Here is a 22703-nt window from a genome sequence, read left to right as displayed (position 1 = left end):
CCGTGGGGAAGCGACGGCGTGAGCGCGGACCTGGTGGTCGTCGGGGCAGGCGTGGTGGGCGCTGCCAGCGCGTACTTCGCGGCACTGGCGGGCCTGCGGGTGGTCGTCGTCGAGCGCGGTGCGATCGCCGGCGGTACCTCCAGCGCCGGCGAGGGGAACGTGCTGGTGTCCGACAAACAGGCCGGTCCCGAGCTGGACCTGGCACTGTACTCGCAGCGGGTCTGGCGCGAGGATCTCGCCGAGCACGGCGATCTGTGGGAGTTCGAGGCCAAGGGCGGGCTGGTCGTAGCGGCATCGGAGCAGAGCCACGCCGCACTGCGCGAGCTCACCGTCCACCAGCGCCGCTGCGGCGTCGAGGTCCGCGACGTCCCGCGAGCCGAGTTGCGCGACTACGAGCCGCATCTGTCGCCGCGGCTCGCCGGTGGCGCCTACTACCCACAGGATGCTCAGGTCCAGCCGATGCTGGTGGCGGCCCACCTGCTCCGGCTGGCCCGCGAGCGCGGCACGCGGGTGCGTACGCACACCGAGGTGACGGGGTTCCTCCGCGACGGCCCGCGGGTGACGGGCGTACGCACCTCGGGAGGAGACATCCCGGCCAGCGCGGTGCTCAACGCCGCCGGCACGTGGGCCGGCGACCTCGCCGGCCGCGCCGGAGTGCGTGTCCCCGTGCTACCCCGACGGGGCTTCGTCCTGGTCACCCAGCCGATGCCACCCCGGACGATCCGTCACAAGGTGTACGCCGCCGAGTACGTCGGTGACGTGAGCAGCTCCGACGCGGCACTGCAAACCTCGCCCGTGGTCGAGGGGACCGTCGGCGGCACGATCCTCATCGGCGCGTCGCGTGAGCGCGTCGGACTCGACCGGACCATGTCCGTTACCGCTGTCGGCACGCTCGCGGCCAAGGCCATCGCGTTGTTCCCGATGCTCCGGCAGATCCGGGTGATGCGCACCTACCTCGGTTTCCGTCCCTACTGCCCAGACCATCTGCCCGTCATCGGTCCGGACACCCGGGCACCCGGCCTCTGGCACGCCTGCGGCCACGAGGGCGCAGGCATCGGTCTGTCCGTCGGCACCGGCAAGTTGATCGCCCAGGCGCTCGTGGGGGAGCGGACCGACCTGAGTCTCACGCCGTTCGCACCGGACCGCTTCGCGCAGGACGAGGAGGCGTTTCGATGACGCACCAGATGACATTCCGCGGTGCCGTCGTGCCGGCCGAGCCCGGCCAGAGCGTCGCCGCCGCGCTGGTCTCCGCCGGAATCACGAGCTGGCGCACCACCCGCATGGGCGGCACGCCGCGAGGACTGTTCTGCGGCATCGGCAGCTGCTTCGACTGTCTCATCACGGTCGACGGCGTTCCCGACCAGCGCGCCTGTCTCGTCACCGCCGCCGACGGCATGCGCCTCGGCGACGACGCCGGGCCGGACACACCAGACGCCGGCGACCGGGGAGACAGCGAGGCCACACGTGCCTGACGTCGCCGTGGTCGGCGCGGGACCAGCCGGCCTCGCCGCCGCCGTTGAAGCCGCCGAGGCCGGGCTCGGGGTCACCCTCATCGACACCGCCGCGCAACCCGGCGGGCAGTACTGGCGGCACTACGACGAGGCCCACGCCCGTCCCGACGATCGCGTCGGCCATCACGGCTGGCCGGCCTTCACCCGGCTGCGGGACCGCCTGAACGCCCTCCGCACAGCGGGCCAGGTCCGCTACCTCCCCGGCCACCAGGTCTGGCTCATCACCCGCGACACTGGCGGGACCTTCACGCTCCGGATGACGGCCGCCACGTCCACCGTCACCCCGCTGGACGGCGCGGACCTCACGCTCGTCGCGCCAACGCTGATCCTGTGCCCAGGAGGATACGACCGGCAACTACCCGTGCCCGGCTGGGACCTGCCCGGCGTGATGACCGTGGGGGGAGCGCAGGCCCTGCTCAAGGGGCATCGCACGGCGGCGGGGCGGCGTGCCGTCATTGCCGGCACCGGCCCGTTCCTGCTCCCCGTGGCCACCGGCCTCGCGCGCGCCGGAGTGACCGTCGCAGCCGTCATCGAGGCCAACGCGACGCTGGGCTGGCTACGCGATCCGCTCGGCGCGATGTCCGCGCCGGCCAAGGGCGTCGAGGCCCTGCGGTACGCGATGCTGATGGCCCGGCACCGCATCCCGTACCGGACGAGGACCGTGATCCGTGAGGTACTCGGGAAGGACCGGGCGGAGGCGGTCCGGGTCGCCCGGGTGGACCGCGACGGCCGCCCGACCGGGCCGGACGAGGAGATCGCCGCCGACCTCGTCGCACTCGGTTGGGGCTTCACCCCCTCGCTCGAACTGCCGCTCATGCTCGATGCCGAAACGGCGAAGGACACCGACGGATCGCTCGTCGTGGTCGTCGACGACCGTCAGCGCAGCAGCGTCGAAGGACTGTACGTCGCTGGTGAGGCGACCGGTGTGGGCGGCGCGGCGCTGGCCGTCCACGAGGGGCGGCTGGCCGCGCTCGCCCTCGCTGACGCGCGCGGCCGCCCGACCGACCGGGCGCTGATGAGGCGGCTGCGACGGGCCGTCCGGCGGGGCCGCGGGTTCGCCGCCGCCATGCACCGCACCTATCCGGTGCCAGGTGCATGGCCCGAGTGGCTGTCGGAGACGACGCTGGTCTGCCGCTGCGAGGAGGTCTCATACGGCGACCTGCGCCGGGCGCACGAGCACCTCGGCGCGGAGGACGCGCGGACGCTGAAGATGCTGGCCCGGCCTGGGATGGGCTGGTGTCAGGGACGGGTGTGCGGCCTCGCCACCGCCGGGATCGCGGCCTGGCTGACCGGGCGTGAGACCACGACGGACGACCTGCGCCCGCTGGCCACCCGCAGCCTCGCCGTGCCGGTGCCCCTGGGGGAGCTCGCTGCCCTGGCCGAGGACACGACGCCCGCCGAGAAGGAAGAAAGAGGACGATACGGTGAATGACGTGTTGAGCGTCGACCCGCGTACCGGCAGACCACGCGAGCGCGTGGCGGCCGAGTCGACGGCGCACGATGTGGACCAGGCGGTGCGCACGGCCGCAGCCGCCGGTGCGGCACTGCAGGACCGCGCCGCGCGTACGGAGCTGCTTCGCGCAGCCGCCGCGCTCCTGGAGACGAACGGCGAGGAGATCATCGCGACCGCCGACGCGGAGTCGGCGCTCGGCCGGGTGCGGCTCGGCGGCGAACTCGCCCGCACGTGCTACCAGCTGCGCCTGTTCGCGGACGTGGTCTCGGCCGGCACCTACCTGGGCGTGATCATCGACCACGCCGACCCGTCGGCGCAGCCCGCACCTCGCCCCGACCTGCGTCGCTACAAGGTGCCGCTGGGCGTGGTCGGCGTCTTCGCGGCGAGCAACTTCCCCCTGGCGTTCAGCGTGCCAGGCGGCGACACCGCGAGCGCTCTGGCCGCGGGGTGCCCCGTCGTGGTCAAGGCACACCCGGACCACCCCGCCACCTCCGTCCTCTGCGCCCGGATCCTCCGGTCGGCGGCGGCCGAGGTCGGACTGCCCGAGGACGTCCTCCGCCTGGTCCACGGTTTCGACGCCGGCCCGGAACTCGTACGCCATCCACTCACCGCGGCCGTGGGGTTCACCGGCTCGGTGCGCGGCGGCCGCGCCTTGTTCGACATCGCATCCTCCCGGCCGCGACCGATCCCGTTCCACGGTGAGCTGGGCAGCCTCAACCCGGTGGTGGTGACCGAACGCGCAGCCGAGACCAGGGCGGAGGAGATCGGTGCGGGGCTGGCGGCCTCGTACACGCAGGGCATGGGCCAGTTCTGCGTCAAGCCGGGCCTCGTCCTGCTGCCCGAGGGACCAGCGGGTGACGCCGTCGTCCAGGCGGTCGTCGCGGCGGCGGTCCCGTCCGGGCCACTGCTCGACCCGCGCATGCGGGAGGCGTTCCTCGCCGGGGTGCGCGCCCGCGCGGCGCTACCAGGGGTGGCGGAACCGCTCGGGGCGGGCGAGGCCGGCGATGACGCGGTGCCGCTGGCCGTACGGCCGGGCGTACTGACCGTCGCGGCGTCGCGGCTCGACGCAGGGGCGTACCGGGAGTTGCTCGAGGAGTGCTTCGGGCCGGTCACCGTGCTGGTCCGCTACGGCTCGACGGCCGAACGGGACGCGGTGCTCAACGCCTTGCCGGGCAACCTCACGGCGACGGTGCACCTGGCCGCCGACGAGCGGGACGACGCGGCGGCGGACCTGGTCGCCGGGTTGAGCGAGATCGCGGGACGGGTCGTGGTGGACGGCTGGCCCACCGGGGTGACGGTCGCCCCCGCCATGCACCACGGGGGACCGTACCCCGCCTCCACGAGCGGCTCGACCTCGGTGGGAAGCACCTCGATCGAGCGCTGGCTGCGCCCGGTCTGCTACCAGAACGTCCCGGATCCGTTGCTTCCGCCGGTGCTGCGCGAGGCCAACCCGCTCCGCGTCCCCCGCACGGTCGACGGCGTCAGTACGACCTGAACCGGGTCGGGGCGCGGGTGGTGCCCCGGCCGGTGGCCGGAGAGGGCCGCGCCCTGATCGTGGAACGTGGGCCATGCCGTCCCGACGGCGAAACCACGGACCCGTGGTCCACGTCGCCCCGTCGTCCGCCCTGCGCGTGGTTGGCCGAACCCCACACGGATCGCGTCAGGCGCTCTCCGCCGCCGGAGCGTGTCGGTCAGCCGTTATGTCGTGCACGCGCGCTCGGGTCGTCAGCGGGTCATCTGCCGGCGCTTGTGTGACAGGTCGGTGTGGTGGTGGGCGCCGGGGTGGCAGTCGGGATCGGTGTGGACGGTGGCGCTGGTGAGTCGGGGTACGGCGTGGGTGAGTTGGTGTTCGGCGTCGGCGGCGATCTCGTGGGCGGCGACGAGGCTGAGGTGGGTGTCCACGACGAGTTCGGCTTCGGCGTGGAGGCGGTGGCCGATCCAGCGGAGCCGGACGGCGGTGACGTCGCGGACGCCGTCGACGGCGCGCAGTGTGGTTTCGGCCTGGTCGACCAGCTCGGGGTCGACGGCGTCCATGAGGCGTCGGTAGACCTCGCGGGCGGCGTCCTTGAGGACGAAGGTGATGGCGACGGCGATGGCGAGACCGACGACCGGGTCGGCCCAGTGCCAGCCGAGGGCGGCCCCGCCGGCGGCGGCGAGTACGGCGAGGGAGGTGTAGCCGTCGGTGCGGGCGTGCAGGCCGTCGGCGACCAGGGCGGCGGAGCCGATGCGGCGGCCGACGCGGATGCGGTAGCGGGCGACCAGTTCGTTGCCGATGAAGCCGACGAGGCCGGCGGCGGCCACCCAGGGCAGGTGGGCCACCTCGGCGGGGTGCAGCAGTCGGGCGACAGCGGTCCAGGCGGCGGCGACGGCGGAGGCGGCGATGACCGCGACGATGATGATGCCGGCGATGTCTTCGGCCCGGCCGTAGCCGTAGGTGTAGGCGCGGGTGGCGGCACGCCGGCCGAGAAGGAAGGCGATCGCGAGGGGCACGGCCGTGAGGGCGTCGGCGACGTTGTGCAGGGTGTCGCCGAGCAGGGCGACCGAGCCGGACAGCACGACGATGACCGTTTGGGCGACGGCGGTGGTCCCGAGGCCGACGAGCGAGATCCACAGGGCGCGTAGTCCCTCGCGGGAGGACTCCAACGCCGGGTCGATCTTCGCGCGGGAGTCGTGTGAGTGGGGGACGACCGCGTGGGTCAGCCGGTGCCACCAGGCGGTGAGCCGGCCCCCGTGGTGATGGCCGTGATCGTGCGGGTGGTCATGGCCCTGCCCGTGACCGTGCTCGTGCCCGCCCGGATGGTCGTGGCCCTGGTCGTGGTCGTGGTCGTTCACCGCGTCTCCCACCATCCCTTTACGGCAGGGGGTTGGTACCCCCGACGACGGCGATAATATGTGCTCATGTACGCACGCGACAACGGTGCAGGTGCTAGTGACCTGCAACAACGCCTCCCTGTCGACAGCCACGTCGAGGCAGCAACGGAGATGTTGCGGATGCTTGCGGACGGCACTCGGCTGCGGTTGATGTGGCTGCTCGTTGACGGGGAGCATGATGTGACCGCGCTCGTGGCGGCGCTGGGAGTGGCGCGGCCGGCGGTGTCGCAGCACCTGGGCAAGCTACGGCTGACAGGACTGGTCACGGTGCGGCGCGACGGCCGGCGGGCGTTGTACAGCGCCCGGGGAGGTCATGTGCGTCGACTGGTGACCGAGGTCATGCACGCCGCGTCGCACCGGGTGGCCGGTATTCCCGAGCACGACTGACCGCCCGGGAAACGCTCCTATGGCGCGCCAAGTGGTTGGGGTGTGTTTCGAGGCGTCGATGGAGCTGGCGGTCTCCTGAGCGGTTGAGTCGGTAGCGGATGGTCTTGCCGGAGGACGCGGGAAGCGGGGCCCGCGCCGGCGAGCATGGCGAACGCCGCCGTCGTCGCGGCAGCGCGGCGAGTTCGCCGAGGTGCGCTACCAGGTGTTCTGCCGGCGGGCACTACCGGGCCGGCGAGTTCCAGAGCGGCCCCCGACGATGGCAAAGTGGGACAAAGCGGAAGCCTGTCGGCCTGGTGCCGACTACGCTGTCACACGAGGTGAGCCATCATGTTGACAGACGCACCGATGCAGGCGGCCATTCCCGCGAGCGACATGGAACGGGCCAAGCGCTTCTATCGCGACACCCTGGGCCTGACCATGTCGCAGGAAGCCGAGGACGCAGTCCATTTCGAGTCCGGCGGAACGCGGTTCTTCATCTATCCCACATCCAACGCCGGGCAGGCGCCCCACACGTTGGCAGCCTGGCTGGTCGCCGACCTCGACGCCGAGATGGCGGACCTCCGGAGGCGCGGCGTGACGTTCGAAGAATACGATCTCCCTGGCCTCAAGACAGTCAACGGCGTCGCAGAGTTCCCGACGATGCGCGGCGCATGGTTCAAGGACAGCGAAGGCAACATTCTCGGCGTGAGCCAGCCCCGCAAAGGTTGATCCCGGACGCGGCCCGCGTGACTGGGCGGTGTGCAGCGCGACCCGGAGGTTCCGGACGGGCGTCCGGTTCGGCGCCCGGCCAGCACATGTCCAATGGCCTCGTCGCTAGCCGGCACCTACGGCCGGCCGGAACGCGCGTCATGGCGACAGTCGCCCAAGATCACGACCCGGGCATCCAACAGCCACCTGGTGGTCGCCCGCCGCCGGTACCCGCAGGTGAGCGATCCTCGACGCATCCGCTGATCGGCGTCGCGCTGCTCTGACGGCACCAAGGCGTCTTGACGTCCGAATAGGATCGGGGCTCGTCCTGTCAAAGGAGAGTGTCGATGCATCGGGCGCTGCGGATGGGTACGCCGATCTTTCTGCTCATCCTGCTCGGCGCGGTCGGCTGGTACGCCTCGTACGCCACCACCGTCCTCGTGTGGGAGCTGCGCAAACTCGTGCCCTGGCTGGTAGCGCCGGCCCTGCTGGCCCTGCTCGCCGGGGCGCCGGCCCTGGTGCGGCTGCTCACCCACCGGCTCCGCGGGCGCAAGGTCACGCCCAGGTCGACCGGCGGGGCCATCGTCCTCGGTTGGCTGGGCGCCGTCGTCGGACTGGCCCTGGGGGGCTGCTGGCTGGTCTACGGCGAATACCTCCAGGACCGGGCGTACGGGACCACCATGACGGTGGTGAGCGATCCGGTCCCGGAGCTGGCCGCACGCGCGCCGTACCTGGTCGGCAAGGCACAGGCCGCGCCCAACCTGGGCGACGTCACCGGCGAGATCACCGACGTCAGCTACCTGCCCGACTCCGACCGCTTCGCCGTCCTGGTCGAGCGGCGCGGCTGGTTGGCCGGTTACGAGGTCGGTCTGATGCAGGAGGTGCCGCTCGGCGGCAAGAGCCGGGCGCAGCAGCGGTGCCAGTTCGACGTGTCAGCCGCCGACGCGCGGATCGGCGGCTGGTTCAGCCACAACCTGGGCCGGAAGATCTCCGCCGAACGACGTTGGGCCCGGTTCTCCGCCGACGACGCGTACGTCTACTGCCAGGGCGACAACCCGATCGTGGTGGTGCCGCTGAAGAAGCAGACCGGAATCCTGGTGGTGACCGAACGGCCGGCCGGTGTGGCGCGGTACGACGGCCGAACCGGAGAGGTCACCATCACCGACGACACGACGAAGGTGCCCGGACCGTCCTACCCGATCAGCCTGGCCGCCCGGCAGCGGGAGGGCACCACCGCCGTCGGCGGTTTCGCCGACTGGTGGTTCGAGCGCAGCGGCTGGGACGCCTCCGAGGACGGCGCCAACGAGGGCAACGAGTCGGAGTTCACCCTCCGCTACCGCGACGGCAGCGGACGCAGCGCGTACGTCACCCCGCTCACCCCGCAGGGCGAGGCCAGTTCGGTGGTGGCGGTGTCGACCGTGCCGACCCGGCACGCCGGCAGCGGTCTCGCCCCGCTGACCGTGCACCGGCTCAACCCGACCTGGTCGTCGCCCCAGGCGATCGTCGCCCTGATCAAGGCGGAGTACCGGGACGTCTGCTGCTGGAACGACGACCAGGTGTTCGAGGTGGTGCCGACCGGCGGCAGCACGTGGACCGCCACACTCGGCAGTGAGCAGAGCATCCGGTACCGGGTGGAGGGCCGGGGCCAGATCAACGGCCGGGAGGCAACCTGCCTGAAGAACGCCGACGGCACCCTCGTCCGATGCGCGTACGCCGCCCCCGGTTCGCCTGAGGAGCAGGAGCTGCAACGCCGGGAGCAGCAGAAGCAACAGGAGCAGGCGGCGAACGGCGGTACGGACCCGGGCGACCTGACCAAGTACACCGACGAGCGGTTGGCCGAGCTGCACCGGCGGGTCGCCGAGGAGGTCGACCGCCGCCTCAAGGAGCGGTAGTGGTCGATGATCGGTCCACTCGCCGCCGCGACGCCAGGACCAATGCCACGTAGCTCGATTTGATCTTGCTGCGGGTGGGGTTGCAGCCGCCAGAATCGGATGGGTGTGGCTGCGAGCGTCCGGGCGAGGCAGGCGGAGGTAGGGTCAGATCGAGCCGAGGTCGAGCCGCCCCGGCCGGTTCCGCTGACCGCCCGACCACCGGGCGGTCGCCACGGTCTCACCGTCGGACTCCGGCGCCAGCGGCCGGCGGGCCGGGCCCGCATCCTGCCGTCGCTGGTAGACGGCGGCCAGGTGGTCCTGGAGTTCGGCGTGCCGGAACTGGTACACCACACCAGCCTGCCGCAGCACCTGCCGCCGCAGCGCCTCCCGGAACAGCACCGGGAACCGCACCGGCGGACGCCCGTGCAGCAGCAACGCGACCTGGCCGAAGCCCGTCAGCACCGCCGGGCCGAGGCCGGTGATGACGCCATACGCCGCCCCGATCACGATGCCGGACTCCGGTCCGACCGACCACGTCCCGGGCCGAGGCGGATCCGCGACGTTGAACAGCGCGAACATGACGCCACCGAGGATCACCGCAGAACTGAACGTGACCACGGTGCGGCGGCGGTCGGCCCGAAACGTACCGTCCGGGGTGCTCGCTGGTGAGTCGGCCAGCGGCGTCAGCCAGATGCCGAGCAGGCCGAACGTGACGTTGGCCCGGACGATCGACGAACCGACGATCAGGAGGCCCATGAGAGCCAACCCGGAGATCACGCCGGCGAACGGGCCGAGGACGAGTCCGACGCCCACCCCGACAACCAGCGGCGGTCCCGATCCGGCCAGCCACAGCGTCCGCAGCTCCGCCCGAGTCGGCCACCGCAGGTCCATACCGATCGGTTCGGTCGGGGTCGGCACCGAGGCGGAAGGAGAGGACGTCAGGACGAACCCGACCGCGGCGGCAGCCACGAGAAACGCGCCCAGGGAAGTCAACAACACGTCGGACCGAGCCCCGCCGGTCAACGCCACGTACGCCCCGGCCAGCACTGCCGTCGGCAGTCCGAACCCGGTGCAGATCGCAATCGATAGATCCCTGATCGGAATCCAGGTCGGGATCTCCCACCAGCGCAGGTCGCGGCGCCCCCGCAGGTGGTGAGCGAGCCAGGACAGGTAGAACAGGTGACGCTGGTCGCGCCCGCCGCGCCGGCCGGAACCGGACGGGTAGGCCCGCTCCAGGAACTGGCCGATCACGCGGACCTTCACCGCTGCCACCGAGGTGAGCCCGATCAGCTCCGCAGGGTCGGGTACGTCACCGTCCGGCCCGTCGAACGCGTCGCGGGCCAGACTCAGGATCAGCGGGGTGGCGAACGCTTCCGCGACCGGTGAGTCGGGTCGGCTGAGCAGATGTTCGGTGAGCCGGTGCCAAAACCGGCGTTGCCGGTCACTGTCGTGACCACGGCGCAGGTACTCGACGGCAGTCTCCGACTCGACCTTGTCGAGCTGGAGGACGACCGGACGCGGCAACCGTCCGCCGGCACGCGCCTGGTCGTACCCCTCGATCCGGGAGGTGAGCACGATCCGCAGCCCGGCGGCCTCGCGCGCGATCCTGGTGAGCGCGGCCCGCTGCCCCGCCGCGGGCATCTCGTCGAGGCCGTCGAGGAAGAGCGCCACCCGCTTGTGCTCGACCAGGCGGCGTGCGACCTTCGCGCCGTAGCGCGGGTGCCGCAGCGCCGGGAAGTTCGTCTCCATCTCCTCGACCACGTGGTCGAGCAGCGACCTCTCGTCCGGGTTCCACCCGCCCAGGGTGACCCAGACCGGCACCGGCGTGTCGGCGCGCTCCGGTGCCGAGGCCGGTCTGACGCACTCCTTCGCTGCCTCGATCAGCAGGATCAGCATCGTTGCGGTCTTCCCGCTACCGGCCGGGCCGAGCAGGACCAGTTGCTGGCGCTGGATCCGCCGATACAGGTCGACATACAGGCGGGTGACCACGCCTTGTTCGCCCGGCTGGTCCCCGGCCGGGGCTCGGCGGCTGGCGCTTCGACGGCGCGGAACCCGCCGAACGTTACCCCCGGGAGCGCCGAACACCTCGTGCATCGGCAGTGACCGCTGATGGTCCCGGTGCCAGGTGACCCGCACCGGGTCGGCGTTCGTACCGATGCCCTGGGCATCGGCTTGCGCTGACCACTGCGACACGGTGGCCTGGGCCAGCATGTTCGCCGCCTCCGTGACCTGTTCCGGTGCCGACAACTGCGGCTCCTCACGACCGCGCCGCCCCTCCACCACCACGATGGCCACCAGCAGCAGGACGATCGCGACCCAGGGGGCCCAGCCGAGCCACGGCGGTAGGGGGATCGTCTCAGAAGCCAGGTTGACCGCGAGGCCGAGTACGGCGGACAGCACCACGGCCAGAGGTAGAAGGAAACGCCGCATGTAGATCTCCCGCAGTCCTGACTTGGCTCTTCAGCGGTTCGGTGCCGACCCCTGGCTCCATGTGGGCACGATCCCTTGGTTGGTCGTTCCTCCTGTCCAGAGTAGAGGCCCGTCAACCAAGGGCCAGTTCGGTGATCAGTGTGATGGCGCCTGCCTGACGACCTCGTGCGTGGTTGCGGCCGGGACCGACTGTTGGCCACGCTGGTGCAGGCTGGCGGAAGGGTGAGCTGCTGGCGGTTGCGAGTTGCTCAGGAAGTTGTGGCCGGCCCCATGCCCGGAACCGCTGAGTCACGCCCCGGGGCGGGCAGTGGTCAGGAGGCTGTGGCGGGCTTTTTGGTGGGGTCGGCCGAGGTGGGGCAGTGAGTGGGGCGGCGGGTCAGGACCTGGGGGCCGGAAGCCGTGATGGCGACCGTGTGCTCGGAGTGGGCGGTGCGGGAGCCGTCGGCGGAGCGGATCGTCCAGCCGTCGTTGTCGAACTTGATTTTGTCGGTGGAGCGGCAGAACCAGGGCTCGATGGCGATGGTGAGACCGCGGTCGAGCCTCATGCCGCGACGGGCGCGGCCGTTGTTGGAGACGTGCGGGGCCTCGTGCATGGTGCGGCCGATGCCGTGGCCGCCGAACTCGGCGTTGACGGCGTAGCCGTAGGAGCGGGCGACCTCGCCGATCGCGGCGGAGATGTCGCCGAGGCGACCGCCGGGCTGGGCGGCGGTGATGCCGGCCTCCAGTGCGACCTCGGTGGCCTCGATCAGCTTCTCATCGGCCGGGTCGGGGGTGCCGACGATGACGGAGAGCGCGGAGTCGGCGACCCAGCCGTCGATGCCGGCTGCCATGTCGATGCTGAGCAGATCACCGTCCCGCAGAACATAGTCGTGCGGCAGGCCGTGCAGCACCGCGTCGTTGACCGACAGGCACAGCACGTTGCGGAACGGGCCGCGGCCGAACGAAGGGGCGTAGTCCCAGTAGCAGGATTCGGCGCCGCGTTCCTTGATCCGGCGGCGGGCGTGGTGTTCGAGGTCTAACAGGTTGACGCCGACTGCGGCGACATCGCTCAGCTCGGCGAGCAGCTCGCCGACGAACTGGCCGGTCACCGCCATCCGGCCGATCTCCTCGGCGGACTTGAGTTCGATCACGACAGCCTCCCTCTCCGGATGCGGTATTTTTATACCGGCATTTTTATACCACGTCAGGTCGGGGTGCTCCGGAGGGATATCCTGCTGGCATGGTTCGCCAACCACTCACCGCCGAACAGATCGCAGCGGGCCAGCGCCTCGGAGCCGCCCTTCGGGCCGCGCGTGCCGGCCGCAGCCTCGTCGAGGTGGCCCTGGCAGCCGGCATCTCCCCCGAGACGCTGCGCAAGATCGAGGCGGGCCGTCTTCCCGCGCCGGCATTCGGCACCGTGGTCTGCCTCAGTCAGGCCCTCGACGTCCCCCTCAGCGGCCTGGCCGACGTCTGGCTGGCCGACATGCCCATCCGCCAGGCGTCCTAGAGGCCAGCCGCCCAGATGCTCCACCAGGAGATCTCTTTCACGGGACCTCCTCATCCACGCGGTGATCGTACACATGTTCGACAGTGTGGCGAGGTGGCGTCGCGAACTTCTTGGTTCTCGCGGGAAGGCGCTTCCTGGAAGCCGTCACCGCCTTGCCGGGGCGACATGCTCTGGTGGTCCGGGTCCACCGGCGGGCGTACGGTGACCGCCTGGCGGACCCTGGACTTGGGCACCCTGGCCTGAGCCGGCGGTGCCCCCGGTCGGTCAGACGTTCACGTGGTAATGCACCGCGAAGTAGCCGGTGTTCGCCGTGGAGTTGGATGCCTCCACGCCGACCCACCCGTGGAACGTCCCGTTGTCGCCGATCACCTGGAGCTGCGGCTTGCGGTGCGAACCACCGGTGTAGCAGGTGCTCGACGTCAGGCAGGTGCACCAGTGCTCGTAGAAGTTCCGCCGGCCCGCTCCCGCGAGGTAGTAGCGGATCGGGGCGGAGGTCGCGCCGTTCGGGCAGGACGAACAGGTGGTGGTCGGGGGGCTGAGCCAGCTCAGGCAGTTCCCGTTGCATCGGGCGAACGACCGGAGGTCCATCCCGCTGGGGCCGGCGGCGCCGGTGCTTCCGCTGTAGCCGGCGTACCGGCCGGTGTACTGGGCCAGCGGGATGTTGCTGACCGGCGTGTACGCGTCGTTCGAGGCGGAACTGCCGAAGCCCCAGCCGGCGGTGACCCCGTAGTTGGAGCTGACGAAGTCGAGCCGGGCCAGGTCGCTGGCGGGCTGGCTGACCGCCCAGGTTTCCTGGACGCCCCCGCTCCAGGTGATGGTGACGCTGTCACCGGAGTTGGTGTACGTGCCGCTCAGGGACTTCACGACGCCACCGGGCTGGAACCCGGCGGCCGTCCGCACCTCGCAGTCGTGGCCGGTGCAGCCGGTCGTCCGGACGCCCGTGCCGGCGGCCCCGACGACGGTGGACCGGTTCCAGTACCAGAAGCTCTCGGTCACCGTGCCGTTGCCGAAGAAGTAGTAGGTCGCCAGCCGGACCCAGACCGGAGCGGTGGCGGGCGCGCCGGCGGCGGGGATGGCCCCGAGCGCGACGCTGTAGATGCGCCGTCCGCCGGGGTAGTCCACCGCCTGTGCGGGCGCCGGCAGGACGACCGCTCCCATGGTCAGCGCCAGCAGCGCGGCGGCGAGATACCGCCAGGTGATCCTCCGTCGACGACCCATACGTCACTCCCCCTCATGACCGACCGGCCGACGTATCGTATCTGATCGATGCCGGTCGGATGGTCCCGCGGCCCGGGACGTCCAGGGTCGACACGCTGGACGGAGCGGGGCGGCCCTCGGTCCTCCTGGATACCGCAGTGGATCCGGCTTGGCGGCACCAGGGGATCGGCCGGCGGCTGGTCGAGGCCGCGACGGCGGCTTCGCCGCCGACTCCGGTTGCCGGGCCTACGAGGCGGCTGCGCCGCCGTCGGGGAAGTTCTCGGCCACCGCCACTTCCTCGATCCAGCCGAGGGCGGCGATCGCGGTGGGAAAGCCGCACGTGGTGATGGCGCCGAGGGCGACGGCGCGCACCTCGTCGAGCGTTGCTCCGTGCTCGACGGCTTTGCGAACGTTGGAGCGCACCGCCCCCTCGGCCTCGGCTCCGATCGCCATGGCAAGTCGGATCAGCCGGTCGGTCCGCTCGTCGAAGGGGCTGCGCTCACGGACGAGGCGAGCGAGCACCCCCTGCGCCTCGGCGACCTCGGGGAAGCGTCCGAGGAACTGCTTGTAGATGGTGGGCAGGTAGTCGACCACGTCTCCTCCGCCGGTCTCCGTGACCTCGTCAGGCCCTACCCTAGTTGTAACCCGGGGGTGACGTTCGTTCCTGTCCCTCACCGAACCGGTGACCCGGGCCGGCGGGCGGTCGCCTCGCGCACGGCGGCCGGGGAGGCGGGAGCGGCCGGGACGGGGCCGCGGCGCGCGCGGTAGACGACGTACGGGCGCCACAGGTAGGCCAGCGGCGCAGACCAGACGTGAACGAGCCGGGTGAACGGCCACAGCGCCAGGAACAGGAAACCGCCGATGGCGTGCAGTTGGTAGACCAGCGGCGCGCCGACCATGAGGTCGCTGTGCGGCGCGAACCAGAAGACGCTGCGGAACCAGACAGCGATCGTCTCCCGGTAGTCGTACCCGCTCCCGAGCAGGTTGGTGGCGACCGTGGCGGTCATGCCGAGCGTGACCATGGCCGCCAGCGCGGCATAGAGCACCTTGTCCATGAGGGTGGTCTTGCGCCGGATCCGCCCGTTGACGAAGCGACGGGCGATGAGCAGGGCCAGTCCGGCAACGAGCATGAGGCCGGTGATGGTGCCGCCCCAGACGGCGGTCAGGTGGTAGGCGTGCTCCGAGATGCCGACGGCCTCGGTGACGGAGGCCGGCACCAGCAGCCCCATGGCGTGCCCGCCGATGACGCCGAACGCGCCGAGGTGGAACAGCGGCGATCCCAGGCGCAGGATCCGGTTCTCCAGCAGCTGGCTGGTGTGGGTGGTCCACCCGAACTGGTCGTGTCGCCACCGCCACACGTGGCCGGCGACGAACACCGACAGGCACAGGTAGGGCAGGACGATCCAGATGACGGTGTTCATCGCGGCGCCTCCGACGGGCGGCAGGTGGGGTAGGGGGCGAGGCCGACGCCGGTGAGCTCGTCGGGACCGAGGGCGTCCAGGCCGACGGACTCGACGGGCGGGCCGTCGAGGGCGAGCGCCGCGATGGCGTCCCGGTCGGCGTCGGTCAGCGCGGGCAGGGCGCTGGTGATCGCGTCGAGGAGGAGGTGGTAGGGCGTGCGGAGCTCGGCCAGCGCGGCGCGCAGCAGTTCGATACCGCGCCGGTGCTGGCGCAGCGGGGCTTCCCCCGCACCCGGGCCGACGGTCGCGGCGAACTCGAGCACGACCGGCAGCAGGTCGGGCAGCTCGCCGCCGGTCAGCCGCAGCCCGTGGGCGCGGTAGCGCTGCTGGAGGATGAGCAGCGCCATTCCCCGCTTGCGGGTGTCGCCGTGCAGGTAGTACGTCAGGTACAGGCCGGAGCGGCGGCGCAGGTCGAAGGTCTGCACGTAGTGCCGCTGCACGTCGATGGGCGCGGTGCCCAGCAGCCAGGTGAGGAACTCCTCGACCTGGCCGCGCAGCCGCGGGTGCTCGATCCGCTCGGCCGCGCCGCGCAGCTCGTCCCCGGCGGCGAGCAGCTCGGCGTCGGGGTAGTTGAGCAGCACGGAGGTGAGCTGGAACAGCCGGGTCCGATCGGCTGCGGCCACCCGGACGGTGTCGATGGCGGAGGCGGTCATGACTGGCCCCGCAGCGGGTTGATGGACAGCCCGGCCCGCCCGTCGCGGCGACGGGACACGAGCCCGCGCCGGCCGACGTGCACGTCGTCCCTGCCGTCGACGAGGTGGAAGCGCTCCACGGCCGCTGCGGCCGTCGCCTCGCCCCCCATACCGGGTCCGCCCTCGCAGTCGAGTGAGCAGCCGGTCTGCGCGGCCTGCGCCTCGAGGGCGGCGGCGTCGGCGCGGTAGGCGGTCGGGATGACGTACCGCTCGTCGTACTTGGCGATCGCCAGCAGCCGGTACATCGACTCGACCTGGCCGGCGGTCATCCCGATGCGGTCCAACAGATCCTCGGCGACGGTGCCGTCGAGGGTGCGGGCGCGCATGTACGAGCGCATGGCGGCCAGCTTCATCAGCACGCCGGCGGTGGCGTCGGCGTCGCCGGCGGTGAACAGCTCCGCCAGGTACTCCACCGGGATACGTAGGTCCCGGATGGTGTGGAACACCTCGTCGGCGTCCGTGTCGTCCCGGCCGGCCGCGCCGGCCGCGTCGAGCACCGGCGACAGTGGGGGCACGTACCAGACCATCGGCAGCGTGCGGTACTCGGGGTGCAGCGGCAGCGCGATGCGGTACTCACTGATCAGCCGCCACACCGGCGACAGCTTCGCCGCCTCGATCCACTCGTCGGGCATGCCAGCGTCGCGGGCCGCCTGTTGCACCGCCGGGTCGTGCGGATCCAGGAAGACGTCGCGCTGGGCATCGAGCAGGTCGCGCTCGTCCGGTACCGATGCGGCGGCGAGCACGCCGTCCTCGTCGTAGAAGACGATGCCGAGGTAGCGCAGCCGCCCCACGCACGTCTCGGAGCAGATGGTGGGCTGCCCGGCCTCGATGCGTGGAAAGCACAGCGTGCACTTCTCGGCCTTGCCGGTGGCGTGGTTGACGTACACCTTCTTGTACGGGCACGCCGACACGCACATCCGCCAGCCCCGGCACTTGTCCTGGTCGACCAGCACGATGCCGTCCTCTTCCCGCTTGTACATCGCGCCGGAAGGGCAGGCCGACACGCACGCCGGGTTGAGGCAGTGCTCGCAGATCCGCGGCAGGTGGAACATGAAGGTCTTCTCGAACTCGAACCTGACCTTCGCCGCGGCGTCGGCGGGCATACGCGCGATGTTCGGGTCGGCGTCGGCGCGCTCGTGGGCGCCGCCGAGACTGTCCTCCCAGTTCGCGCCCCACTGCACCGACATGGGCTCGCCGGTCAGGGCGGAGTACGGCCGCTTGACCGGCGTGTCGGTGAGGCCGGCGGGCGCGCTGACGAGGATGTCCTTGTCGAAGGTCGCCGGCTCGTAGTAGTCGTCGAGCGACGGCAGGTCCGGGTTGGCGAAGATCCGCGTCAGCCGCTTGACCCGCCCGCCGGAGCGCAGGGTCAGCCGCCCCTTGCCGTCGAGCTTCCACCCGCCGTGCCAGCGGTCCTGGTCCTCGTAGTGCTTGGGGTATCCGATGCCCGGCTTGGTCTCGACGTTGTTGAACCACACGTACTCGGTGCCCTCACGGTTGGTCCAGGTCTGCTTGCACGTCACCGAGCAGGTGTGGCAGCCGATGCACTTGTCGAGGTTCATCACCATGGCGACCTGCGCACGAATCCGCATCAGTACTCCACCTCCTGGTTGCGACGGCGGATCACGGTGATCTCGTCGCGCTGGCTGCCGATCGGGCCGTAGTAGTTGAAGGCGTAGGTGAGCTGGGCGTGCCCACCGGCGAGGTGGGTGGGCTTGATCAGCAGCCGGGTCATCGAGTTGTGGTAGCCGCCGCGGCGGCCCTTCTCGGCCTTCGGCACGTTCACGGTGCGCTCCGGCGAGTGGTACTGGAACGACGTGCCCTCGGGCATGCGGTGGCTGACCACCGCCCGGGCGACGACGATGCCGTTGCGGTTGTGCGCCTCCACCCACTCGTTGTCCCGGACGCCGATCTTCGCGGCGTCCTCGACGCTCATCCAGATCACCGGCCCGCCCCGCGACAGCGCGAGCATCAGCTCGTTGTCGTGGTACATGGAGTGGATCGACCACTTGGCGTGCGGGGTCAGGAACCGCACCGTCACGCCGCCGTCCACCAGCTCGCCGGGCCTGCCGAAGTGGCGCGCCATGTTCAGCGGCGGGCGGAAGGCCGGTAGCTGCTCACCGAGCTCGGCGATCCAGTCGTGCTCGACGAAGAAGTGCTGCCGGCCGGTGAGGGTGTGCCACGGCTTCGACCGTTCGACGTTGAGGGTGAACGGCGAGTACCGACGGCCGCCCTTCTCCGACCCCGACCACTCCGGGCTGGTGAAGACCGGCTGCGGCGCGTCCTGGGTGTCCGGGTACGAGATCCGGTCCTGCTCGTGGCCGGCGACCAGGTCGACGAAGGGCTGCCCGGTACGCTCCTCCAGGGCGGCGAAGCCGGCCGCGGCGACCCGGCCGTTGGTGGTGCCGGACAACGCGAGGATCGCCTCGCACATCCGGTCGGCGGTGGCCAACGACGGGCGCCCGGCGAAGGGGCCGTCCGGGACCACGCCGTTCTGGTGCCGCAGGTATTCGATCTCCGCGGTGACGTCGACCGTGATCGCCTTGGTGGTGGTGCCGAGGGTGTCCAGCAGCGGGCCCACCGCGCGCATCTTGGCGCCGATCAGCGAGTAGTCGCGTTCGATCTCGAACAGCTTCGGCATCGTGACACCGGGTACGGGCTCGCAGTCGCCCGCCTTCCAGTCGCGTACCCGGCCGCCGGGGGTGGCCAGCTCGTCCGGGGTGTCGTGCTGCAAGGGCACCGCGAGGACGTCCCGGCGCACACCCAGGTGAACGCTGGCGAGTTCGCTGAACCGGTCGGCGAGGGCGAGGAAGGTGTCGTAGTCGGTGTGCGCGTCCGCCGGCGGCTCGACGGCCGGGCTGAACGCGTGCACGAACGGGTGCATGTCGGTGGTCGAGATGTCGTGCTTCTCGTACCAGGTGGCGGCCGGCAGGACCACGTCGGCGTGCAGGCCGGTGTTGGTCATCCGGAAGTCGATCGCCGTGAGCAGGTCCAGCTTCCCGGTCGGCGCCTCGTCGCGCCAGACCACGTCGCGGGGCCGCTGGCCGGGGGCGCACTCCTCCGCGCTCGCGAGGGAGTCCACGCCGAGCAGGTGCCGCATGAAGTACTCGTTGCCCTTGCCCGAGGAGCCCAGCAGGTTGGCCCGCCACAGGGTCAGGCACCGGGGGAAGTTCGTCGGGTCGTCGGGGTCCTCGGCCACCGCCTTGAGCCGGCCGGCCCTCAGCTCGTCCACCACGTACTGCTGCACGGTGCGGCCCGTGGCGGCCGCCTCGTCGGTGAGGTCCAGCGGGTTGCGGTTGAAGGCCGGGTGGCCGGGGCTCCAGCCCATCCGCTGGGCGGCCGCGACCGTGTCCGCGAACGACATCCCGGCGAACCGGCCGGTACCCAGCGGTGACGACAGCTCGTCGGCGGGCACCCGCTCGTAGCGCCACTGGTCGGTGTGCAGGTACCAGAACGGGGTGGCGGCCTGGTGGCGCATCGGGCGCTGCCAGTCGAAGGCGAACGACATGTGCTGCTGGCCGGTCAGCGGCCTGGCCTTCTCCTGGCCGACGTAGTGCGCCCAGCCACCCCCGTTGACGCCCTGGCAGCCGGTCAGCGTGACGAGCGCGATGAAGGCCCGGTACGTCATGTCGGAGTGGAACCACTGGTTCGCGCCGGCGCCGATGACGATCATCGAGCGGCCCCGGCTGCGCTCGGCGTTGCGGGCGAACTCGCGGGCGATCCGGGCGGCGAGCGCAGCCGGCACGCCGGTGATCTGCTCCTGCCAGGCCGGGGTGTTCGGGGAGTCCACGTCGTCGTACCCGGTCGGCCAGTCACCCGGCAGGTCGCCGCGGCGCACCCCGTACTCGGCCATCAGCAGGTCGAACACGGTGGTGACGAGGTGGTCGCCCACCCGGGTCACCGGCACGCCGCGGCGCATCGTGGTGCCGCCTTCGGTGTCGCCGACGTCGAAGCGGGCCAGGTCGACCTCCACGGCGTCGTCGGTACGGCCGAGCAGGCCGAGGGCGGGCACGACATCGCCGAGGTCCAGGTTCCACCGGCCGGCGTCGTGGGCGCCGTAGCGGAAGCCGAGCGAGCCGTTCGGCACAACCGGTTCGCCCGTACGCTCGTCGATCAGCACCGTCTTGTGCTCGCCACCGTCGTCGCCGAGGTCGGCCGCGGTGAGGAACCGGTCGGGCGTCCACCCGCCGCCCGCGCGCTGCCGGAGCGTGACCAGGAACGGCAGGTCGGTGTACCTGCGCACGTAGTCGGTGAAGTACGGCACCTGCCGGTCGCGGAAGAACTCGGCGAGGACGACGTGGCCCATCGCCATGGCGAGGGCGCCGTCGGTGCCGGGGTGCGGGGCGAGCCAGTCGTCGGCGAACTTGACGTTGTCGGCGTAGTCCGGGCTGACCGCGACCACCTTGGTCCCCTTGTAGCGGGCCTCGGCCAGGAAGTGCGCGTCCGGGGTGCGGGTCACCGGGATGTTGGAGCCCCACATCATCAGGTACGTGGCGTTCCACCAGTCGCCCGCCTCCGGCACGTCGGTCTGGTCACCCCAGATCTGGGGCGAGGCGACCGGCAGGTCGGCGTACCAGTCGTAGAAGCTGAGCAGCGTGCCGCCGAGCAGCGCGTGGTAGCGGGTGCCGGCGGCGAACGACGCCATCGACATCGCCGGAATCGGCGAGAAACCCACGACCCGGTCCGGCCCGTACGTCTTGGTGGTGTAGACGTGCGCGGCGGCCATCATGGTGATCGCCTCGTCCCAGCTGGCACGGACGAAGCCGCCGCGCCCGCGCTGGCTCTTGTAGGCCCGTGCCTTCAGCGGGTTCCCCACGATCTCGGCCCAGGCTGACACGGGGTCGCCGAGGCGCTGGTACGCCTCGCGGAACATCTCGGCAAGGACCCCGCGCACATACGGGTGGCGTACCCGCGACGGGGAGTACTCGTACCAGGAGAAGGAGGCGCCCCGGGGGCAGCCGCGCGGCTCGTAGTCCGGCGAGTCCGCACCCGTTGTCGGGTAGTCGGTGGCCTGGTGCTCCCAGGTGATCAGTCCGTCCTTGACGAAGACGTTCCAGGAGCACGAGCCGGTGCAGTTGACGCCGTGGGTGGAGCGGACGACGCGGTCGTAGCGCCAGCGGTCGCGGTAGAACGACTCCCAGCCGTTCTCCTCGACCTGGTGCAGGGTCCGACCATGGTCGCCGGTCGTCGTCCCGGTCAGGAAGCGGCGAGCGGCCAGCAACGGCGCCACGCCGGGAACCTGGTCCGTCGCGGGAGGCTGGGCGGCGTCCGGCGAGCGGTGTGGTGACACGGTGGTCACTCCTTCGGCGTCGAGTGAGGCGACGGCCCGTGGCGCGTCGGTGCCGCGCTGCCGCGCCGCACCAGCCCAGCCTCCAGTGCGAATACCTTCGGATCGGGAGGCAGCGGTCCTGAGCCGGAAGGACCAAAGTCCTGATGTCGCGGGAACGGCGGTGGCAACGTCCGGTAGCTGCCCTTTTGCGCGATCCCACGCCGTACGAGCACGTCATGGGAGCAGTCCGGGGCTCATCGGCCAGCGATCCGGTGCCGGATCGCGAACCCTGCGGAGCGGGGTCACGTCGGCACACAGGTCGTCCAGCACGTCCACGGAGACAGTCATGAGGTGGCAGGGTGACGGCGGCTGAACTGCCGCGAGGCCGTGGTCACGGCACGGGCTGGCGGTGACTCGGGAAGAGCCCGCTCACGAGCGGGCGAGCGGGGCAGGCTCCGCCTCGCCCCTACCGGCCGGTCAGCAGGGCGCAGCCGCCGGCGGCGAGGGCCGGGGTCCGCCAGCACGGCTGGGTGGAGCTGGCGCTCGTCGGGACGCCGACCGGCGCCGGCCGGCGGTGTCGGCCGTGGGCACGACCAGGCGCACCACGCAGGCGTCCGGCGCGCCGAACGGCTCGAGGGCTGCGCTGGCGGACGGGGCCCCGGCCTGCTCCAGGGCACCCTGCACCACGCCGACGTGGAGGTTGCAGATCGCGTCCGGGTTGCGGTTGACCAGCTCCAGGAAGGGGCAGGTGTGCAGGTGGATCTCCGTCCGTCCGTCGCCGGTGTGGTGCAGGCGGGGGCTGAAGCCGAGGCCGCGCAGCACGGCGAGGAGAACGTCGGTCGGGTCGTCACCGGGCGGGGTGACGGCGGCCAGTTGCCGGCCCCAGTCCTGCCCGGCCCGGGCGGCTTCGGCCCGCACGTCGCCCCGGTTACGCCGAGACAGATGGTCGAGCAGAGCGACGGCCAGGGCCCGGTACGGCGCGGGCGCAGGAGCCTCGGCTGCGACGGTCCGGTAGCGCCAGGCCGGCCTGCCCGGCTGACCGCCGCTGGCCCGGGCCTTGACCAGCAGGCCCGCGTCGACCAGCCGGTCGAGGTGGGCGCGGGCGGTCGACGGGTGCAGCCCGGTCCGCTCTCCCACCTCCGCGATGGTCATGCCGCCCCCGGACGCCTTGATGATCTCCAGGATCGAGGCCCGGCTCGCGGTGCCCAGCGCCCGGTGCCGGCCCGTGTCGATCACTTCCCCGATCGGCCCTGTCCGCGTGGTTTCCACGCTGGATAACGTTACAACGTCGCCAGCCGTAAAAACCCGGGAGTCATGTTCTGCCGCTCACATTCCCGACAACGACCGGGACCCTGGTCCCGGCGGGACGGGTCTGACGAGGCCGATACAGAT

General features: G+C 71.5%; 18 protein-coding genes and 1 pseudogene. 9 read left to right on the top strand and 10 right to left on the bottom strand.

The features are described from left to right. The first annotated feature begins 18 nt into the window (after window positions 1-18). From ACGF5G_RS16745 to ACGF5G_RS16730, 4 genes are read left to right on the top strand one after another with little or no spacing between them, the layout of a single operon-like run. On the top strand, window positions 19-1176 hold the full coding sequence (locus tag ACGF5G_RS16745; protein ID WP_393263540.1) for an NAD(P)/FAD-dependent oxidoreductase: 1158 nt from the start codon (window positions 19-21) through the stop codon (window positions 1174-1176). Then, a complete protein-coding gene (locus ACGF5G_RS16740; protein ID WP_393263538.1) occupies window positions 1173-1472 on the top strand; it encodes a (2Fe-2S)-binding protein in 300 nt (99 codons plus the stop codon). The genes ACGF5G_RS16745 and ACGF5G_RS16740 overlap by 4 nt, the downstream gene beginning before the upstream one ends. Then, on the top strand, window positions 1465-2943 hold the full coding sequence (locus ACGF5G_RS16735; protein WP_393263536.1) for an NAD(P)/FAD-dependent oxidoreductase: 1479 nt from the start codon (window positions 1465-1467) through the stop codon (window positions 2941-2943). The genes ACGF5G_RS16740 and ACGF5G_RS16735 overlap by 8 nt, the downstream gene beginning before the upstream one ends. After that, complete coding sequence (locus tag ACGF5G_RS16730) at window positions 2936-4459, top strand: aldehyde dehydrogenase (NADP(+)) (RefSeq protein ID WP_393263535.1); 1524 nt, start codon at window positions 2936-2938, stop codon at window positions 4457-4459. The genes ACGF5G_RS16735 and ACGF5G_RS16730 overlap by 8 nt, the downstream gene beginning before the upstream one ends. Before the next feature lie 230 nt (window positions 4460-4689). On the opposite strand, the gene ACGF5G_RS16725 is transcribed toward ACGF5G_RS16730, so the two are convergent. Beyond that, entirely contained in the window at window positions 4690-5796 is a 1107-nt protein-coding gene (locus tag ACGF5G_RS16725; RefSeq protein ID WP_393263533.1) for a cation diffusion facilitator family transporter, read from the bottom strand. A 66-nt stretch (window positions 5797-5862) separates the two neighbouring features. Here ACGF5G_RS16725 and ACGF5G_RS16720 point away from each other — a divergent pair, with 66 nt between their 5' ends. From ACGF5G_RS16720 to ACGF5G_RS16710, 3 genes are all read left to right on the top strand, one after another. Beyond that, on the top strand, window positions 5863-6222 hold the full coding sequence (locus tag ACGF5G_RS16720; protein ID WP_393263531.1) for an ArsR/SmtB family transcription factor: 360 nt from the start codon (window positions 5863-5865) through the stop codon (window positions 6220-6222). 327 nt (window positions 6223-6549) lie between these two features. After that, window positions 6550-6930, top strand: a complete 381-nt coding sequence (locus tag ACGF5G_RS16715; RefSeq protein WP_393263530.1) for a VOC family protein — start codon at window positions 6550-6552, stop codon at window positions 6928-6930. Between the two features lie 326 nt (window positions 6931-7256). Next, window positions 7257-8801 (top strand): hypothetical protein, encoded by a 1545-nt coding sequence (locus tag ACGF5G_RS16710; RefSeq protein ID WP_393263528.1) that lies wholly within the window; start codon window positions 7257-7259, stop codon window positions 8799-8801. 144 nt (window positions 8802-8945) lie between these two features. On the opposite strand, the gene ACGF5G_RS16705 is transcribed toward ACGF5G_RS16710, so the two are convergent. Both ACGF5G_RS16705 and map read right to left on the bottom strand, forming a co-directional pair. Then, a complete protein-coding gene (locus ACGF5G_RS16705; protein ID WP_393263526.1) occupies window positions 8946-11210 on the bottom strand; it encodes an NACHT domain-containing protein in 2265 nt (754 codons plus the stop codon). 311 nt (window positions 11211-11521) lie between these two features. After that, on the bottom strand, window positions 11522-12340 hold the full coding sequence (map, locus tag ACGF5G_RS16700; RefSeq protein ID WP_393263836.1) for a type I methionyl aminopeptidase: 819 nt from the start codon (window positions 12338-12340) through the stop codon (window positions 11522-11524). Window positions 12341-12429: 89 nt separating this feature from the next. Between map and ACGF5G_RS16695 the strand changes: the two genes are divergently transcribed. Beyond that, window positions 12430-12696 (top strand): helix-turn-helix domain-containing protein, encoded by a 267-nt coding sequence (locus ACGF5G_RS16695; protein WP_393263524.1) that lies wholly within the window; start codon window positions 12430-12432, stop codon window positions 12694-12696. 264 nt (window positions 12697-12960) lie between these two features. On the opposite strand, the gene ACGF5G_RS16690 is transcribed toward ACGF5G_RS16695, so the two are convergent. Then, complete coding sequence (locus tag ACGF5G_RS16690) at window positions 12961-13914, bottom strand: hypothetical protein (protein WP_393263522.1); 954 nt, start codon at window positions 13912-13914, stop codon at window positions 12961-12963. Window positions 13915-13973: 59 nt separating this feature from the next. Between ACGF5G_RS16690 and ACGF5G_RS16685 the strand changes: the two genes are divergently transcribed. Beyond that, complete coding sequence (locus tag ACGF5G_RS16685; RefSeq protein WP_393263520.1) at window positions 13974-14240, top strand: GNAT family N-acetyltransferase; 267 nt, start codon at window positions 13974-13976, stop codon at window positions 14238-14240. Here ACGF5G_RS16685 and ACGF5G_RS16680 read toward each other — a convergent pair. The 6 genes and pseudogenes from ACGF5G_RS16680 to ACGF5G_RS16655 form a co-directional block, all read right to left on the bottom strand. Beyond that, on the bottom strand, window positions 14140-14487 hold the full coding sequence (locus tag ACGF5G_RS16680) for a carboxymuconolactone decarboxylase family protein (RefSeq protein ID WP_393263518.1): 348 nt from the start codon (window positions 14485-14487) through the stop codon (window positions 14140-14142). The two genes, ACGF5G_RS16685 and ACGF5G_RS16680, sit on opposite strands and share 101 nt — an antisense overlap. A 77-nt stretch (window positions 14488-14564) precedes the next feature. After that, complete coding sequence (gene narI, locus ACGF5G_RS16675) at window positions 14565-15314, bottom strand: respiratory nitrate reductase subunit gamma (RefSeq protein WP_393263516.1); 750 nt, start codon at window positions 15312-15314, stop codon at window positions 14565-14567. Beyond that, window positions 15311-16006: a nitrate reductase molybdenum cofactor assembly chaperone gene (narJ, locus tag ACGF5G_RS16670; RefSeq protein WP_393263514.1), complete on the bottom strand. Its 696-nt coding sequence runs from the start codon at window positions 16004-16006 to the stop codon at window positions 15311-15313. Before narJ ends, narI begins: the two co-directional genes overlap by 4 nt. After that, complete coding sequence (gene narH / locus ACGF5G_RS16665; protein WP_393263513.1) at window positions 16003-17634, bottom strand: nitrate reductase subunit beta; 1632 nt, start codon at window positions 17632-17634, stop codon at window positions 16003-16005. Before narH ends, narJ begins: the two co-directional genes overlap by 4 nt. Further along, window positions 17634-21332, bottom strand: coding sequence for a nitrate reductase subunit alpha (locus ACGF5G_RS16660; protein ID WP_393263512.1), 3699 nt, complete (start codon window positions 21330-21332; stop codon window positions 17634-17636). The genes narH and ACGF5G_RS16660 overlap by 1 nt, the downstream gene beginning before the upstream one ends. 552 nt (window positions 21333-21884) lie before the next feature. Further along, window positions 21885-22580, bottom strand: a pseudogene (locus ACGF5G_RS16655) (helix-turn-helix transcriptional regulator); the annotation flags it as partial. Between the last annotated feature and the right edge of the window lie 123 nt (window positions 22581-22703).

The organism is Micromonospora sp. NPDC047730, from assembly GCF_043204765.1.
In the GTDB taxonomy this organism is placed as follows: Bacteria; Actinomycetota; Actinomycetes; order Mycobacteriales; family Micromonosporaceae; genus Micromonospora.
Note: the sequence above shows the minus strand (reverse complement) of the source record. Positions and strands in the feature narration are given on the sequence as shown.